General features: G+C 37.9%; 15 protein-coding genes and 1 other RNA gene. 11 read left to right on the forward strand and 5 right to left on the reverse strand.

Annotated elements, in window-relative coordinates; genetic code table 11:
- Positions 1–171 precede the first annotated feature (171 nt).
- Both KW850_RS22440 and recU read right to left on the reverse strand, forming a co-directional pair.
- Positions 172–2,814, reverse strand: a complete 2,643-nt coding sequence (locus KW850_RS22440; protein WP_218349986.1) for a PBP1A family penicillin-binding protein — start codon at positions 2,812–2,814, stop codon at positions 172–174.
- A 29-nt stretch (positions 2,815–2,843) separates the two neighbouring features.
- Entirely contained in the window at positions 2,844–3,458 is a 615-nt protein-coding gene (gene recU, locus KW850_RS22445) for a Holliday junction resolvase RecU (protein ID WP_218349987.1), read from the reverse strand.
- Between the two features lie 196 nt (positions 3,459–3,654).
- On the opposite strand from recU, the gene KW850_RS22450 reads away from it, so the two are divergent.
- From KW850_RS22450 to KW850_RS22460, 3 genes are all read left to right on the forward strand, one after another.
- Complete coding sequence (locus KW850_RS22450; protein ID WP_218349988.1) at positions 3,655–4,632, forward strand: DUF2515 domain-containing protein; 978 nt, start codon at positions 3,655–3,657, stop codon at positions 4,630–4,632.
- A gap of 340 nt (positions 4,633–4,972) precedes the next feature.
- The gene (locus tag KW850_RS22455; protein ID WP_218349989.1) at positions 4,973–5,251 is read left to right on the forward strand and encodes a hypothetical protein; all 279 of its coding nucleotides are present in this window, start codon (positions 4,973–4,975) and stop codon (positions 5,249–5,251) included.
- Between the two features lie 233 nt (positions 5,252–5,484).
- A complete protein-coding gene (locus KW850_RS22460) occupies positions 5,485–5,841 on the forward strand; it encodes a DUF1798 family protein (RefSeq protein WP_218349990.1) in 357 nt (118 codons plus the stop codon).
- Positions 5,842–5,874: 33 nt separating this feature from the next.
- On the opposite strand, the gene yppF is transcribed toward KW850_RS22460, so the two are convergent.
- Positions 5,875–6,084, reverse strand: coding sequence for a YppF family protein (gene yppF, locus KW850_RS22465; protein ID WP_218349991.1), 210 nt, complete (start codon positions 6,082–6,084; stop codon positions 5,875–5,877).
- A gap of 190 nt (positions 6,085–6,274) precedes the next feature.
- Between yppF and KW850_RS22470 the strand changes: the two genes are divergently transcribed.
- Positions 6,275–6,838 (forward strand): YppG family protein, encoded by a 564-nt coding sequence (locus KW850_RS22470; protein WP_218349992.1) that lies wholly within the window; start codon positions 6,275–6,277, stop codon positions 6,836–6,838.
- Between the two features lie 53 nt (positions 6,839–6,891).
- Here KW850_RS22470 and KW850_RS22475 read toward each other — a convergent pair whose 3' ends face one another.
- Positions 6,892–7,371 (reverse strand): Hsp20/alpha crystallin family protein, encoded by a 480-nt coding sequence (locus tag KW850_RS22475; RefSeq protein ID WP_218349993.1) that lies wholly within the window; start codon positions 7,369–7,371, stop codon positions 6,892–6,894.
- A gap of 191 nt (positions 7,372–7,562) precedes the next feature.
- Between KW850_RS22475 and hcp the strand changes: the two genes are divergently transcribed.
- The gene (gene hcp / locus KW850_RS22480) at positions 7,563–8,861 is read left to right on the forward strand and encodes a hydroxylamine reductase (protein WP_218349994.1); all 1,299 of its coding nucleotides are present in this window, start codon (positions 7,563–7,565) and stop codon (positions 8,859–8,861) included.
- Positions 8,862–8,903: 42 nt separating this feature from the next.
- On the opposite strand, the gene KW850_RS22485 is transcribed toward hcp, so the two are convergent.
- The gene (locus KW850_RS22485; RefSeq protein WP_218349995.1) at positions 8,904–9,602 is read right to left on the reverse strand and encodes a Crp/Fnr family transcriptional regulator; all 699 of its coding nucleotides are present in this window, start codon (positions 9,600–9,602) and stop codon (positions 8,904–8,906) included.
- A gap of 210 nt (positions 9,603–9,812) precedes the next feature.
- Between KW850_RS22485 and KW850_RS22490 the strand changes: the two genes are divergently transcribed.
- The 6 genes from KW850_RS22490 (at position 9,813) to rnpB (ending at position 15,889) form a co-directional block, all read left to right on the forward strand.
- On the forward strand, positions 9,813–12,089 hold the full coding sequence (locus tag KW850_RS22490; RefSeq protein ID WP_218349996.1) for a DEAD/DEAH box helicase: 2,277 nt from the start codon (positions 9,813–9,815) through the stop codon (positions 12,087–12,089).
- A gap of 14 nt (positions 12,090–12,103) precedes the next feature.
- Positions 12,104–13,372: a ribonuclease H-like domain-containing protein gene (locus KW850_RS22495; protein WP_218349997.1), complete on the forward strand. Its 1,269-nt coding sequence runs from the start codon at positions 12,104–12,106 to the stop codon at positions 13,370–13,372.
- A 429-nt stretch (positions 13,373–13,801) separates the two neighbouring features.
- Positions 13,802–14,272: a CotD family spore coat protein gene (locus tag KW850_RS22500; protein ID WP_218349998.1), complete on the forward strand. Its 471-nt coding sequence runs from the start codon at positions 13,802–13,804 to the stop codon at positions 14,270–14,272.
- A 128-nt stretch (positions 14,273–14,400) separates the two neighbouring features.
- Positions 14,401–14,958: an SLOG family protein gene (locus tag KW850_RS22505; protein WP_218350095.1), complete on the forward strand. Its 558-nt coding sequence runs from the start codon at positions 14,401–14,403 to the stop codon at positions 14,956–14,958.
- Positions 14,959–15,101: 143 nt separating this feature from the next.
- A complete protein-coding gene (gene gpsB / locus KW850_RS22510; protein WP_218349999.1) occupies positions 15,102–15,404 on the forward strand; it encodes a cell division regulator GpsB in 303 nt (100 codons plus the stop codon).
- Positions 15,405–15,483: 79 nt separating this feature from the next.
- An RNA gene (gene rnpB / locus KW850_RS22515) (RNase P RNA component class B) lies at positions 15,484–15,889 on the forward strand.
- Positions 15,890–15,915 lie beyond the last annotated feature (26 nt).

The raw sequence follows: 15,915 nt of genomic DNA on the forward strand, positions 1-15,915 counted from the left end.
TATCGAAGAGTACAATAATGATCGTTACCAGTGGGGATTAAATAGGATGACCCCGGTACAATACCGAGGTCACCTGTTAGTTGCATAGGCTCTTTATTAAACTGTCCATATTATGGGTTACAGTTCAACCAAATGGTTAAGACGCTTTTTTATGGTTTTTATTAGGAGGGCTTAGCCTGGCGTTCCTGAGTTTGCCCCATCTCCCGTGCTATTGTCAACTGGGGTATCTGGTGGAGCAGTTCCGCCATCATTACCTTGATCCCCTCCATTGTCATCACCTGTGCCAGTTCCAGTGCCAGTTCCAGTTCCAGTGTCGGTTCCAGTGTCAGTTCCAGTTCCAGTTCCAGTGTCAGTTCCAGTTCCATTCCCGTTCCCATTCCCATTCCCATTACCATTCCCATTACCATTTCCGTTCCCAGGTGGGGTACCAGGCTGGGTACCGTTACCTTGATCCGTTTCTTGGGCAGGAATATCCAGAGATGTTGTGACAGGATCACTTTGTCTATTCCCACTAATCGCAATGATTGTAAAGCTATACTTCGCTCCAGGTACAGCTGGTATAGTTAAGGACGTTTCTGTTTGAGTATACTGCTTTTGTTCTGTTCCGTTATCTACTGTAATCGAGAAAGTAACATTGGCTTTTTGGGATCCCTTGTATTTCCATGTTAATCCTATATTATTACTCATTTGATCATAGGTTGCACTTAGGTTTTTTGGAGCATCCAGTTTGTCATACCTTGTAGAGACTCTATTAGGTGAATGACCTTTCACTGCATACTCTGTAATAATTTCACTATTAGGTGTGTATTCACTTGCTAATACAGGTGGCATGGAACCTCTTTCAATCCTTACTCTTTGAACGCTGTTTGGCATTTTAAAGTCAGGTGTATCAATATCCTTTGATACATATTCCATGATGTTTTTAAATAATAATTGTGCTAAGCGTTGATTATTTCCAACTGCATTGATAGGAGTACTTCGGTCTTTATAACCAGTCCAAATGGATGCAGTGTAATTCGTGGTATAACCAGTAAACCATGCATCAGGCACGGATCTGCTGCTTGGAATACCCCATTTCTGTATTTCTTCATCTGTATAATTAGTTGTTCCTGTCTTACCTGCAATCGGAAGACCGGGAACTTTCGCCCTTGTACCTGTACCTGGATATTCAAGTACACTTTGCAGCATATCGGTGATCATAAAAGCAGTCGAATCCTTCATGACTACTTTTGGTTCTGGCGCAGTACTTATCACTGTACCATCACGGAGTTTTATTTTCCTAATAGCATGGGGTTTTGTGTAAATACCCTTATTACCAAAAGCACTGTACGCACCAGCCATTTGAAGAGGTGATACACCCGTTTTAAAACCACCAATCGCATAGGACTCAAAAATTTCCTTTAAAGGTATACCTAAATCAATAGCGAAATCCTTTGCCTTATCAAGACCAACTTGTTGTAAGGCTTGAACAGCAGGTGAATTTCGTGATAATTGCAAAGCTGTTCTAATCGTCATTGCTCCTTTATAACTTTGGTCCCAGTTCCCAAATTTTTTCCCTGAAGAATAAGTAATGGGTTTATCCTCGATCATTTGATATGTTCCCCAATTTAAATATTCAATTGCTGGAGCATAATCAAGAACTGGTTTGATGGTTGATCCAGGTTGACGCTGGGTGTCAATCGCATAGTTAAATCCTCGTTTAACTTTTTGATTTCTCCCTCCTCCAATCGCACGGATTTCTCCTGTTTTGGTATCCAGAAGAGCAACCCCAGCTTGGAATTCATCATCAGGATAGTCGATAACGTCATCTTTATTAAGGATGTCCTCGACATAGGATTGTGCATTTGGATCAAGCGTTGTATGAATGGTTAAGCCATCTGTAAAAATATCAAAATCAGACGTTTCCTTCACTTCATCAATAACTGCATCAACAAATGAATCAAACGGTTTTTCTTTAACTTCCCGCTCTTTTTCATTTAAGACGGTATCTTTAACGGAAACCTTTTTCGCATCTTCCATCTCTTTCTTAGAAATAAATCCATGATGATGCATTAACGTTAAGACGATGTTTCGTCTTTTTTCAGCTAAATCAGGATGATCAAAAGGGTTATAATTATTCGGACTTTGCGGCATCCCTGCAATTTGGGCTGCTTCTGAAAGTGTTAAATCTTTTAATTCTTTTCCATAGAAAATTTTTGCAGCGGTAGCAATACCATGACTATTTTCAGAAACATATACCTTATTTACATACATCTCGAAGATCTGGTGCTTCGTATACTGCTGTTCCAATTGATAGGAAAGCCATGCTTCTTCAACTTTTCGCTTTAAAGTTTTTTCAGGGGTTAAAAATGAGTTTTTAACCACTTGCTGTGTAATGGTACTGGCACCTTCAGAGCCAAATCCATGTTGGATATTTGCTAGGACAGCGCCGCCTAATCGAATTGGGTCAATACCATGATGCTTATAAAAACGATAATCTTCTGTTGCTAAGATTGCATTTTCAACCACCTGTGGAATATCTTTATAGTTAACATATTCCCGATTAACTGCACCTACTTCTGTCACTAGTTTGTCGTCTTTATCTAATATCTTTGAAGGGATTGGATCTTTTAATAACTTTGGATCAAGTTCGGGAGCATCCTTTACTAAGTACGCGAAAGTACCAACTCCTGCAAGTATACCAATAATACCAAGGGCTACTAATGTAAGAAAAATTTTCTTTACAATTCCTCCAGATTTTTTCTTGGCTTTTGGTGTACTTTTAGATTGGAGTTTCTTTCTGCGCTCCTCTCTAGATTGGTATTGTTCAGACATTGTAATATTCCTTCCTTTCGAGCCTTTTCTCAATTGTGCAGCTTATCAATAATTTTAATATAGTCAATTCGGGGTTGAAATCCAAGCGGAATCAGATATCCCTTTTGTTCCACTTCTTCTTTGGTGATCGATTTTCTGCCTCCATTGGTCATTCGCTCCCAAAATGATAGCAAGTGTTTTGCTTCTAGTAAGAAAACTTGTTCATACCTTGTAAAACGAAGGATAACAAAACATATCCCTCCTTGATTCAGCACTTCTTCCATATGCTGTATCTGGTGTTGATGAAAATTCTTTAATGGAAAAGAGGTAGGATTCTGTGTTTCCTTTGCTTCGAAATCAATATATCTGCCTTTATACACACCATTATAATCCGTGGTTGAAGCTAATTTAAAATAAGCCTCTTTGATTACTGCAGCACTACGGTTTGGATAATCAACCTGAACAATTTGTACAGGCGTTGGTTTCTTATGAATGACCGCTACTTTTCTTTCCCGGTAATATTCATTTGTTTCATTCAAATCTTCTTCCAGAGTCATACCTCTATTGCTGTAAGATCCATTTTTCCTTTTTTTCATCGGACTTTCTGGGTCTGTACCAAGTTCTTTTGGTATGTACCTTTTTCCATTAGGATAATTAAAATTCATTTTTTACACCTCTCAAGCTATTCCTTATCATATCAAATCTTAGCGAGATTGGGGTGTATAAAATACATTCGCATACACACGCTAATAACAATTGTACCGTGAATGCCTAATTCATACATGATGCATTCTTCATAAAAGGAACCAAACCATTCGGGTAGTACTAATAATCTATTAAAAAATACAAGGGAAGATGAATATGAATCATCTTACAATACAGGAACAAACAATCATTCGTCAAATTAAAGCAGAAACCAATAAAAAAAATGTTGATAATATTTCACGGACAGATGCTTATTTTTCTTTTTTTAAAAAAAATCCGGATATCATTTGGGCCTTCTTAGCAAGTATGGTTTCTAGAAATGGCGGCTGGAATATGTGTGACCTGCAAGGGTCGATTTTTTCTCCATTCATAACAGACATGACGAGAAAACAGCTATTCCTCACCTATGAACGGGCAAATTGGCTTATTTTTCATGATGTCTATCCCCAGTTATTGGTCTATCAATATTCGACGAAATTAAATCGACAAATGTTTCATTTACTTCCTTATTTTCATGTTTCTAGATTTATCCAAAAGGAATGGTATCGATATTGGAATGAAAACGATAAGAATCGACTAACTACTTGTTTAATCATTAATGAGCAAAATGTCATTCAAACACCTGTGATTGAACACCCTGTATATAAGAAAAAGGTTTTCCACTCGAAGTTGTTTTCTTTTCAAGACTGGCTTCATTTTAGTTGTGTGCTGTTTCCGACATGCGGTGGAGAAGTATATGGTGCAAGCGTAAATGGCTTTAAATCACTCTCAAAAAGAATCAATTTAGGTAAACGCCTTGCAAGTATTCTTTTCCACCCTCGGCTCTTTCCATATTTTTATGAGTTCGCAGACAAAACACCACATACTGGTTCAAGATATGATTATGAACAATATTTTAAAATAAAGTCGGGTCAAAAAACACCGATTTTACGGGCAGCCTTTCCTGTTATTGAGCATAATCATCATAAGTACGAGGATTGGAGTAAGGTTCGAAGGGTATCCCCTTTGTGGATGCACCTACCTGTACGTCATCGCCATCCCATACATCTGACTGATTGGTACTTTGAAAAATCAAACCAGCTCCAATTAATGCTGGCAATCCAAAAGACCTTGCAATTTAAAAAATGGAAATAGAAAAAGCAAGGGAACCGTCCCTTGCTTTTTGTGGGATATTATTCAGCTGGACGGTTTTCACCGACAAGCTTTTTATCGCCATAGCCTGTCTTTTTAGCTTCATCCGCTTGTGTTTGCTGCTTTTTGTTTTGCTTATTATTTTTGGACATTAATAGCACCTCCAATATTAGAATGTGCGCTTTTTTATTTTTCATGCAGGTGGAGTTAGTGTCGAATAACTGAGGGAAAAATGCCATTTTCACACTACCTTTGACGAATAGGTTCTAGTTTTGTCAAGACAGAAGGAAGCAAAAAAAAGAAAGAGAATTATACTAAATAGAAAATGCTGGGAGGGGTTTATATGTTGAATAAGCCATTGTCCGATAAGGAAAAATTGATTTCAATGCTTACAGAAATATATGATCAATTAGAAGAATTGGAAGTAGTGCTAGAAGCATCCTTCTCAGACCTGCGTAAAAGTCTAGATAAGGAAGAACATGATAAGATCCTGGAATCAAAACAAAAACTATATGGACTTGAACAAACTTTTGATAAAGGTACCTCTATTACGAACTTAGAATTAGCCAGTACAAATCAACTAGAGCCTTACAACTTGAATTGGGCTTTAAATTGCCGTTAAAATAACAGTAACAACTAAAGCAGCATGGAATCAATACACATGCTGCTTTTTATTTTGAGTTATGTTAAAGCTTTTTGGTGATTTTATCACCCTTTTGACTGGAACGGAAGGCGCAAAGACTCCTGCGGGAGGACAGTGCAGAGGAGGCTCTCCGAACCGCCCGCGCCTGGAGTGGAAATCAACAGGCAAGTTTAACATAGCTTTATTTTTAGTAAGGAAGGATATTTACTAAGATGTCTGAAGAGATCATTCAATTAACAGAAAAACTATTAGCCTTCAATGGGTTATTTATGAAGTTTTATCAAGAGGGGAGGGAAGCTGGGATAAAACATGATTTTCATGAAGTTATCAAGCCTTTTGCAAATGAGGTAAAGGGAATTAATGACCAATGGAAACAGGCCATGAAGAAATGGCTTTCAGCAGCAGACCATAAACATCTTCATTTGAAGCAAATCGATACCACTTCTGATCACATTGATCAGCTTTCAATCCAAGCCTTTTTCCCGGAGACCAGCAAAACGAGATTTATCAATTCACATCGTACCGTAGAGTATTTTCTTCAAGAAATATTGAAAGAGTTAAAAAACTAGAAAAGAGATGCCTCAGCATCTCTTTTGTGTGTATTAAGAATGTTCGATGAGGGAGTTTTCATTATCCGTTTCTGGAATTACCGCGCCTTGTTTTTCAAGTTCACGGACAAGAAGACGATATTCTTTAATGTTAATATCGTTTTGAATATACGCTTTTTTAGCAAAATCCATTAATGCGTTAACATCATCAGTTGTATAATCCCTGCTTTGAATAAATTTGCTTTTTAGTTCGCGAATGTCCATATCTATTAGCTCCTCCTTCATCCTTTTTTCTATCGTATCATGAAAGTGATGGATTTCTAGTTTTTAAAATATTTAAACTTTAGACAAAATTCTTGTCTTTTTGACATTGGGAACCTCCTGCGCAGGAATCACCTTTCCTTCCTTTTCTTCATAAAGTGTAGTAGGTAAAATGCGGAGGAGATGTTTGCCCATGTTTGGAAAGAAAAGATCGACCAATTACTTCAATTATGGATACCCGGGGCAAATGATGCACCAGGGTCCAGTTGGTCAGCAAAGGAATCAGCAGCACATTAATAGTAATCCACCATACTTATATCAGGCCCCACCCCAAAACTTTGATTGGACATTGTACCAACAACAAAATCCACAAAATCCTTATTATCAGCAAGCTTTCCCGCCATATATGCAAAACTATCAAGCTGGCTATGTTTCTCAAAGTCCCGCATACAATAGCCAGCCATTTACACAAAAGGATTCGCAATTTATCTTTCAGAATCCATTACAGCCACAGGAAGAAATGGTTCAAAAACCACAATACGGGCCAATGAATGGATATCCAGTGATGAACCCCTATCCTAAATCTAGTGCTATTCCAAAACAGCCGGGGGGCGTACAATCGTTTATGAATTCATTTAAGTCCCAGGATGGAACAGTGGACATTAATAAGATGGTGAATACAGCAGGTCAGATGATGAACGCTGTTAATCAAGTTAGCTCACTGGTAAAAGGATTCGGCGGAATCTTTAAAGCGTAAAAAAAAGACGGCTTGGTGACGAGCCGTCCTTTTATTTGGAGATTAAAAATCGGTTATTCCTCGATTTCTATAATTTTCCCCTTTTCTTGTGGAATTCTTATCTTTAATAAACCATCACGATAGGAAGCTCTCACATTCTTTTCATTAATGGAATAAGGAAGTGAGATGGTTCTCGATGATTTTTGTTGTAAGTATTTTCGTCGGTAGATCTGGTTATGCTCATCCTCGGCTGTTTCAAGTTCTTTATTTTCTACTGAAATTGTTAAATAATTTCCTGAGATGTTTAAATGAATCTGCTCCCTATTCACACCAGGAAGTTCAGCAGAGATAATATATTCTTTATCTGTCTCAATTGTGTCAACTTGGAAACTTGCCCCTGGCGGAAATGGACTTTTGAAAAAATCATCAATTGACTGTAAAAAGCCCTTAATTGGTCTTTCATTGAAAAAATCGTTCATCGTTTTCATTAATTCACCAAAAGAATCAGATCTAGGCTTTTTTGAATTTTTATCATTCGGCACCATAGATGACATGTGGATTCCCTCGCTTTCCAATATTTCACTCGCTAGTATATGCTAAAAAATCTGGGTAGGTGCCGCCCTATATTTGTGATAATTTTTGAACAAATTATTACAATTGCTCTAAATGTGACCTAAATCACAATAAAAATGTGAGGAGATTAGTATAGTAAAGCAGAAATGAAATCGAAAGTGAGGATTCGAATATGTTCTGTTATCAATGTGAGCAAACCCCAACTGGCGGCTGTAATGTAATAGGTGTATGTGGAAAAGATGAAACTATTGCTAGTTTACAAGACACCATTATTTTTGCTTTAAAAGGAATTGCAGCATATCGGACACATGCAAATCAATTAGGGTATACTGATCCCTTTGTGGATGCTACGACACACGAAGCTTTATACATGACCTTAACGAATTCAAATTTCAATGTTCAAGAACATATTGACATGGCGATGAAAGTTGGTAAGTCAGCGGTCCGAGTAATGGAACTACTGGATGAAGCCCATACAAATCGTTTAGGAATCCCTGAACCGATCCGGGTCAGCCAAAACAAAATTGAAGGCAAATGCATTATTGTTACTGGCCACAACTTATTTGCGTTAGAGGAATTATTAAAGCAGACAGAAGGAAAGGGTATCAATATTTATACCCATTCAGAAATGTTACCTGCTCACGGTTATCCAGCTTTGAAAAAGTATGCTCATTTAAAAGGGAACATCGGAAAAGCTTGGTATGACCAGCGCCGTCTTTTTGAAAAATTTCCAGGAGCCATCCTTGCAACAACTAACTGCGTAATGCCAATCAAAGGAACATATGCAGACAGAATGTTTACATACGAAGTTGCTGGACTTGAAAATGTAGAAAAAATTATCAATGATGATTTTACCCCATTAATAAACAGGGCATTGGAACTTCCTGAAGCTTCCATTGATTCCGATGAAACATTACTTACTGGATTCCACCATGAAACAATTCTAGGCTTAGCACCCGAAGTAATTGATGCAGTTAAAGCAGGGAAAATCAAACGTTTCTTTGTCATCGCAGGCTGTGATGCACCAGGTCCGGGCGGAAATTATTATCGTGAACTTGCCACATCTCTCCCACCAGAGACTGTCATCTTAACAACCTCATGTGGTAAATTCCGATTTAATGATGTGGACTATGGAGTTGTACCAGGAACAAATATTCCACGATATATCGATTTAGGACAATGCAACAACTCAGGATCTACAGTGAAAATTGCGCTCGCACTTGCGGATGCATTTGGCTGCGAAGTGAATGAACTTCCTATCAGCATTGTTTTATCATGGTTTGAACAAAAAGCTGTCGCGATTTTACTAGGTCTATTTAGCCTAGGCATCCAAGATATTCGAATTGGACCAAAACCACCTGAATTTATTTCAGAAGGTGTATTACAGGTTCTTCAAGACACCTTTAATTTAAAATTAATTGGTTCTGCAAAAGAAGACATGGAAGACATGCTACAATTGTCAATAAAATAACCAAAGATAAACCGCAGCAAAGATTTTGCTGCGGTCTTTTTATTATATTAAATGAATCTCTTCCATTAGAATATTAATATCAACTATCATGTTACCTTCGTCATTTACTTCAATTAATTCATCTTTTTTCATTTTAGTAAGAGTCCGGCTAATCGTTTCCCTAGTTGTACCAATCATATTGGCAAGATCCTTGTTCGTGAATTCTGATTTTAAAAGGATGGTTCCATCTTCTTGTTCTTTGCCGTATTTTTGGGCAAGTCGGATTAGAAGTTTAACAATTTGTTCATACGTATTATTGAGAATCTGTTCTTCTAAGCGGTTTTGTAAATCGACAATTTTTTCTCCTAATACTCTAAATACTTTAATACATAACTCGGGGTTTTCGATTAAAACAGTTTCAAATTTGGAGATTGGTATCGATATTAGGGTTGATGACTCAAGTACTTCCGCAAAAGCTGGATAACCTCCTTTTCTGAAAAAACCAACATGGGGGAACATCTCGCCTTTTTTTGCGATAGCCACAATTTGTTCCTTGCCATTTATATCACTTTTGTAGATTTTGATTTTACCGTCGTAAATAAAATAGACATTTTCCAATGGGTCACCTTGGAGAAAAACATGATTCTGTTTTTTCCATTCCCTAGCAATGGAAATATCTGTAATTTTAGTTAATTCAAAATCATTTAACTCACGAAAAAGAGAAAAATCAGCGAGAACCTTTTTTATTTGTTCGATTTTCATTCGATCACCTTCACATAATAGTCAGTTACAATCTATTGTAACAAAAATGATTAGAAAAAGTTGCTGATATCGGTATTAATTGTTAAGAATGCATTAAATTTATTTATTATAGAGGAAGAAGATACCAGAGGAATAATAACATAAAAAAATTATTTTTACTTTTGTTGCGAACGTTCATTCGATAAAATAGAGGTAATGAGGTGATAGGGCATGAACTTAAAGAAAAGCTTACAAGATATATTAATAGACTTAAAAATAAATGATCAATTCAAGGAAAATATCGTCACTTGGCACACAATCGAAGAAAAACCGGCCCAAACCGTTCCGATTCCCAGTGACCTCCATCCATTTTTAAAATCTGCTCTAAATGGCAGAGGAATAGGGCAACTTTATACACATCAAAAAGCTGCCTATGAAAAAATAATGGAGCGAAAAAGTATTGTGGCGGTGACTCCTACGGCTTCAGGGAAAACTCTTTGCTATAATCTTCCAGTCTTACAAACGATTCTAGCAAATCCAAGCGCTCGAGCTCTTTATATGTTTCCGACAAAGGCACTTGCACAAGATCAAAAAAGTGAAATCAATGAAATTATTCAAGCAGCAGGCGTAGAAATCAATAGTTATACGTACGACGGCGATACACCGGCGAATATTCGACAACGCGTAAGACAAGCTGGGCATGTGGTAATTACGAACCCAGATATGCTCCATTCGGCCATTCTTCCGCATCATACAAAATGGGTTTCACTGTTTGAAAACCTTAAATTTGTTGTCATTGATGAACTTCATACGTATCGCGGCGTATTTGGCAGTCATGTAGCCAATGTAATTAGAAGACTTAAACGGATTTGTAACTATTATGGGAGTAACCCTGTGTTTATTTGTACATCCGCAACCATTGCAAATCCACTTGAGTTAGCAGAAACCTTAACAGAAGAAAAGATGCACTTGATTGATAACAATGGGGCACCTAGCGGTACAAAGCATTTTCTCTTCTATAATCCTCCTATTGTAAACAAGCCATTAAACATTAGAAGAAGCGCAACGCTTGAGGTAAGAAAAATTGCAGGGGAATTATTAAAAAATAAAATTCAAACTATTGTTTTTGCAAGAAGCAGGGTACGAGTCGAAATTATTCTGACTTATTTGCAAGAATTAGTGAAAAACCAGCTGGGTGCAAAATCAATCATGGGATACCGAGGCGGATATCTCCCTACAGAACGAAGAAAGATTGAAAAGGGTCTTCGCTCAGGAGAGATTTACGGCGTGGTCAGCACCAATGCGCTAGAACTAGGAGTGGATATTGGACAGTTGCAAGTATGTATCATGACTGGCTATCCGGGGACGATATCTAGTGCATGGCAACAGGCGGGAAGAGCGGGAAGAAGGCATAGTGAGGCACTGGTTATTATGGTGGCCAGTTCTAGTCCTCTTGATCAATATATCATCCAGAATCCGGATTACTTTTTTAATAAAAGCCCTGAAACAGCAAGAATAAATCCAGACAATCTAATTATATTAATTGATCATATGAAATGTGCTGCCTATGAACTCCCTTTTAAAGCAGGAGAGCAATTTGGAAGCGTCGAAACAGAGGAACTACTAGAATACTTAACAGAGGAACGAGTTCTTTATCATAATGGTGGCAAGTGGTATTGGATGAATGATTCCTTTCCTGCCCATAATATTAGTTTACGGTCGGCATCCCAGGAAAATGTGATTATTGTTGACCAATCAGATGTTGCGAATGTCAAAGTTATTGGGGAAATGGACCGCTTTTCGGCAATGACGCTTCTCCATGATGAAGCAATCTATTTACATCAAGGTACTCAATTCCAAGTGGAAAAACTCGATTGGGAAGAGAAAAAGGCTTTTGTTAGGGAAGTGGATGTAGATTATTTTACTGATGCTAATTTAGCGGTTCAATTAAAAGTCTTAGAAGTGGATAAACTTCAATCATTAGAAGATGCAGAATTTGGCTATGGGGATGTAAGTGTAAGAGCCATGGCAACCATATTTAAAAAAATTAAATTTGAAACCCACGAAAATATTGGTTCAGGACCGATTCATTTGCCTGAAGAGGAATTGCACACCAATGCTGCCTGGATTTCCTTAAATCAATCGCTGTCAGGAATGGGGCATGAGCGACTCGAACAGGGGCTTGTTGGAACGGCACATGCACTAAACCATATAGCACCGTTATTCGTAATGGCAGATCCACAGGATATTCATGTAATACCGCAGGTGAAGGCAGACCATAACGAAAAGCCAACGATTTTCTTTTATGATCGCTATCCTGGCGGGATTGGTTTAAGCGAGAAGATACACGCTGGGATGTCAGAAGTATTTGCGGAAACAAAGAAAATGATCACTGGATGTCAGTGTGAATTTGGCTGTCCGTCCTGTATTGGTACTGACACTGTGAGTGAATCAGCTAAAAAGGATGCCTTAAAAATAATTGATGCCTTTTTAAAATCCTCAATTTAGGAGAAGGAAGAGCGATGTCGTTAAAAAATAAATTAAATCGTTTAAAACCACATCTTTCTGTCGGTGGACCATCAGAAAAAATGCATACTCCACCACAAGCAGCTAACATTGAGGTTCCACTCAAGGACAAATGGGAAGAGGCTAACGTGTACCCTTATTTTTTGGATGATGGTTACTGTTTGGTAAGAGAGTTGAAATATCCACTTTCACATCGACATGGCCATTACTGTTTTCGTGATTTCCTAACCGCAGTCGAAATTTGGAACAAACAGCCAATTAATCATCCTTTATCAGCAAAAGGGCATCAAGCTGAAGAATTATTCTTTTTTGATACTGAAACAACAGGACTTGGAGGAGGGGTAGGAAATACCATTTTCCTACTAGGCTATGCGAGTGTATCGGGAGACTCCCTTATCTTAAGACAGCATATTTTACCTCATCCGGGGGCAGAAGTCCCTTTATATCAAAGCTTTTTAGAAAAAGTGAATTATAAAACACTAGTAACCTACAATGGGAAGTCATTTGATTGGCCACAGGTGAAAACTAGGCATACCCTTGTTAGGGAGCATGTACCTCAATTGCCCCAGTTTGGACATTTTGATTTGTTTCATGCGGCGAGAAGGCTTTGGAAGCATAAATTAGAACGGTTGAAGCTGGCTGTAGTGGAGAAAGAGGTCCTTGGGGTGGAGCGGGTGGATGATATTCCTGGCTTTTTAGCACCGATGATTTATTTTGATTTCATCGAAAGTAAACAGCCGGATGGAATGCTGGGTATTCTAAAGCATAATGAAATCGATATTTTATCGCTTGTTACTTTATACACGCATATCACTTTTCAACTATGTGGGATTGACATAGACCAAACTAGGCCAGAGTCGTTTGAGGTAGGGCGTTGGTTTGCATCTTTGGGTGAAAAAAATCAAGCTGAAAAAGTATTAAGTAAACTTATAAATGGCAGTGATAGGACCTCCTATCAAGCAAAATTATCTTTGGCATTTCAACGCAAAAAAGAACACGATTGGGTAAATGCGGAGAAATTATTTTCAGATGTTGCTGATTCTGGTGAAAACCTGTTGATGATAGAAGCCTGCTTAGAACAGGCTAAAATATTTGAACATAGATTAAAAGATTATGAACTTGCGATCAAATACTGTCAAAAAGCGATCATGATTGTATCTCAATCGGAACAAACACCCAAAAATACAGGTCCATGTACCTTAGAACAACTCCAGTTTAGACTTGCACGGTTAGAGCGAAAAAGAGCAAAATTCTTAGAAAAATGATAGTTTTTGGTAATGTTCACGTTATTGTCAAAAATTCTTTGCAATTTTATTTAAAAAACCAGCATTTCCATATTGTTTATCAATGTTGAAAGTTGTAAAATTTGAAATTGGATTGAGAAAAAAGACTTACAAAACATTTGGAGCTGGTATTATGTATAAAGCAATTTTATTTTTATTTTTTGTTGTCGTAGGTTTGACTGCAGTTATTTTTACAAGTTTAAAAGATAGCGTTTATTCTTTTCTCTAAACAAAAACTATGTCTAGAAAAGAACTACTTTGTGGGTTCAAAGCTAGGCATATTTATACATATCGAAAAAGAAACCATGGAAATGACTGTCCTTAAGGAAAAATAGGTATTTTCATTAGTACAAGAGTAATCCCTTCAACATAGGCTGTAATGTAAACAAAATTATGAAGGGAGATTATTTTATGTACCTTGGAACAAATTTTTTACCGCCTGTTGTTCATCCAACTCAACAATTTGTGAACCATACGTTTTCAACCACAGTGGTTCCCCATATTCACCCTGTTCACACAACTACGGTGAATCACCATTTGTATCAACATAAACATTTTTGCCCGCAAACTGCGTCATGCGCTGAAGAGGTATGCAATCAGCAAATTAACTGCTGTAATCCATGTGCACCAATTGCCCCAATTGCCCCTATGCCAGCAGTTTTGCCAGCAGCAAATGCTTTACCAAATGTTTTGCCAGGAGGCCCAGGAGGCCCAGGCTTCGGTCCGGGAGGCCCAGGATTTGGCCCAGGAGGCCCAGGCTTCGGTCCGGGAGGCCCAGGATTTGGCCCAGGAGGCCCAGGTTTCGGTCCAGGAGGCCCAGGAATGGTTGGCCCAGGAGGCCCAGGATTTGCACCAGGACCATTCATGGGACCTAGACGCTAACAGGGAAATGGCGATTACAGGGGCTTTTTAGCCCTTGTTTTTTATTTTTTCTTACTACATGATATGCTGTCCTTGTCCAAATGTTTGTCCATTTTAAAAAATTTTCTTTATTGAGGAGAACATTTTTGATGAAAGTTCTTGCCATATCAGGCTATAAACCGTTTGAATTAGGGATATTTAAGAACGACCACCCATCGGTTTTATTTATAAAGGCTGCTATAAAGAAATCATTAATGCCAATGGTGGAAGAAGGGTTAGCGTGGGTATTGATAAGCGGTCAGCTGGGGGTGGAACTGTGGGCTGCTGAGGTTGTTTTTGAATTACAATTGGAATTTCCTGATTTAAAACTCGCGATAATAACACCATTTCTAGACCAGCAAGCATCTTGGAAGGAATATAACCAAGAATGGTATGAATCTATTCTTGCCCAAGCAGATTTCGTTGATTCTGTTACGAAAAAGGGATATGAAAAACCATGGCAATTTCGGTTGAAAAATCAATTTTTTATTGAAAAAAGTGATGGACTCCTCCTCCTTTACGATCAGGAAAAGGAAGGAAGCCCAAAATATCTATATGAAATGGCTATGGAATACCAAAAGAAAAATCCATACCTAATTGAACTTATTACATTTTATGATTTACAAATGATTGTGGAAGAAGAACAATTGAAACAGACTGATTTTTAGTTTTTGGTCATTTTTACTGTAGTTATTCCATATATTGAATAGATTTTAAAATCATAATACTTACAAAACAAATGAAAATTGACAAAACTACATATTTTTGAAAAAATAATAGGTAGTGATTGGCGAATACCGAGGTGAATAGTATGCTGTCAGATAAAGTGAAATTAACAGCGAAGGATATTTTAGAAAAAGAGTTTAAGTCTGGAGTACGCGGTTATAAACAAGAAGATGTTGATAAGTTTTTAGATCTAATTATTAAGGATTATGGTACATTTCATCAAGAGATTGAAGAACTTCAACAGGAAAACCTTCGTCTCCGAAAACAGCTTGAAGATACTTCAAAAAGGCAGCCAGCAGCACAACCTGCAGGAACAACGAATTTTGATATCTTGAAGCGGTTATCGAATCTTGAAAAGCATGTTTTTGGTAACAAACTGTACGATTAACAAAAAATAGGATGATTTCCTGATAATAACCATTGAATTACCAGCGTGAAATACATATAATAAATTGTGTTCATTAATAACGTTCGGGTAATCGCTGTAAGATGCATTTGCAATCTTGCAGAGGAAAGTCCATGCTCGCACGAGCTGAGATGCTCGTAGTGTTCGTGCCTAGCGAATTCATAAGCTAGGGCAGCTGGGGCTAGCATCCAGTTGACGGCCGGGAAAATACCTAAGTCCTATTAGGATATGGTATGAATACCTATAAAAGTGCCACAGTGACGGAGCCTTTCCAGAAATGGAGAGGGTGGAACGGGTAAACCCCACGAGCGAGAAACCCAAATAATGGTAGGGGCACTTTCTCTGAGGAATTGAACAAGGAGAAGGACAGGTTTAGGATTTGAGCCTGTAGATAGATGATTACCACCTAAGTACGAGACACACCCGTGTCGTTTGTAGTACACTGGTACAGAACATGGCTTACAGAACGTTATTAATGGGAATGTATGCTGGA

This window comes from Bacillus sp. sid0103 (genome assembly GCF_019219025.1).

Bases quoted from the DNA above. Each gene is read 5' to 3' on its own strand.
- KW850_RS22440 (WP_218349986.1), bottom strand. From the start codon at position 2,814: ATGTCTGAACAATACCAATCTAGAGAGGAGCGCAGAAAGAAACTCCAA.
- recU (WP_218349987.1), bottom strand. From the start codon at position 3,458: ATGAATTTTAATTATCCTAATGGAAAAAGGTACATACCAAAAGAACTT.
- KW850_RS22450 (WP_218349988.1), top strand. From the start codon at position 3,655: ATGAATCATCTTACAATACAGGAACAAACAATCATTCGTCAAATTAAA.
- KW850_RS22455 (WP_218349989.1), top strand. From the start codon at position 4,973: ATGTTGAATAAGCCATTGTCCGATAAGGAAAAATTGATTTCAATGCTT.
- KW850_RS22460 (WP_218349990.1), top strand. From the start codon at position 5,485: ATGTCTGAAGAGATCATTCAATTAACAGAAAAACTATTAGCCTTCAAT.
- yppF (WP_218349991.1), bottom strand. From the start codon at position 6,084: ATGGACATTCGCGAACTAAAAAGCAAATTTATTCAAAGCAGGGATTAT.
- KW850_RS22470 (WP_218349992.1), top strand. From the start codon at position 6,275: ATGTTTGGAAAGAAAAGATCGACCAATTACTTCAATTATGGATACCCG.
- KW850_RS22475 (WP_218349993.1), bottom strand. From the start codon at position 7,371: ATGTCATCTATGGTGCCGAATGATAAAAATTCAAAAAAGCCTAGATCT.
- hcp (WP_218349994.1), top strand. From the start codon at position 7,563: ATGTTCTGTTATCAATGTGAGCAAACCCCAACTGGCGGCTGTAATGTA.
- KW850_RS22485 (WP_218349995.1), bottom strand. From the start codon at position 9,602: ATGAAAATCGAACAAATAAAAAAGGTTCTCGCTGATTTTTCTCTTTTT.
- KW850_RS22490 (WP_218349996.1), top strand. From the start codon at position 9,813: ATGAACTTAAAGAAAAGCTTACAAGATATATTAATAGACTTAAAAATA.
- KW850_RS22495 (WP_218349997.1), top strand. From the start codon at position 12,104: ATGTCGTTAAAAAATAAATTAAATCGTTTAAAACCACATCTTTCTGTC.
- KW850_RS22500 (WP_218349998.1), top strand. From the start codon at position 13,802: ATGTACCTTGGAACAAATTTTTTACCGCCTGTTGTTCATCCAACTCAA.
- KW850_RS22505 (WP_218350095.1), top strand. From the start codon at position 14,401: ATGAAAGTTCTTGCCATATCAGGCTATAAACCGTTTGAATTAGGGATA.
- gpsB (WP_218349999.1), top strand. From the start codon at position 15,102: ATGCTGTCAGATAAAGTGAAATTAACAGCGAAGGATATTTTAGAAAAA.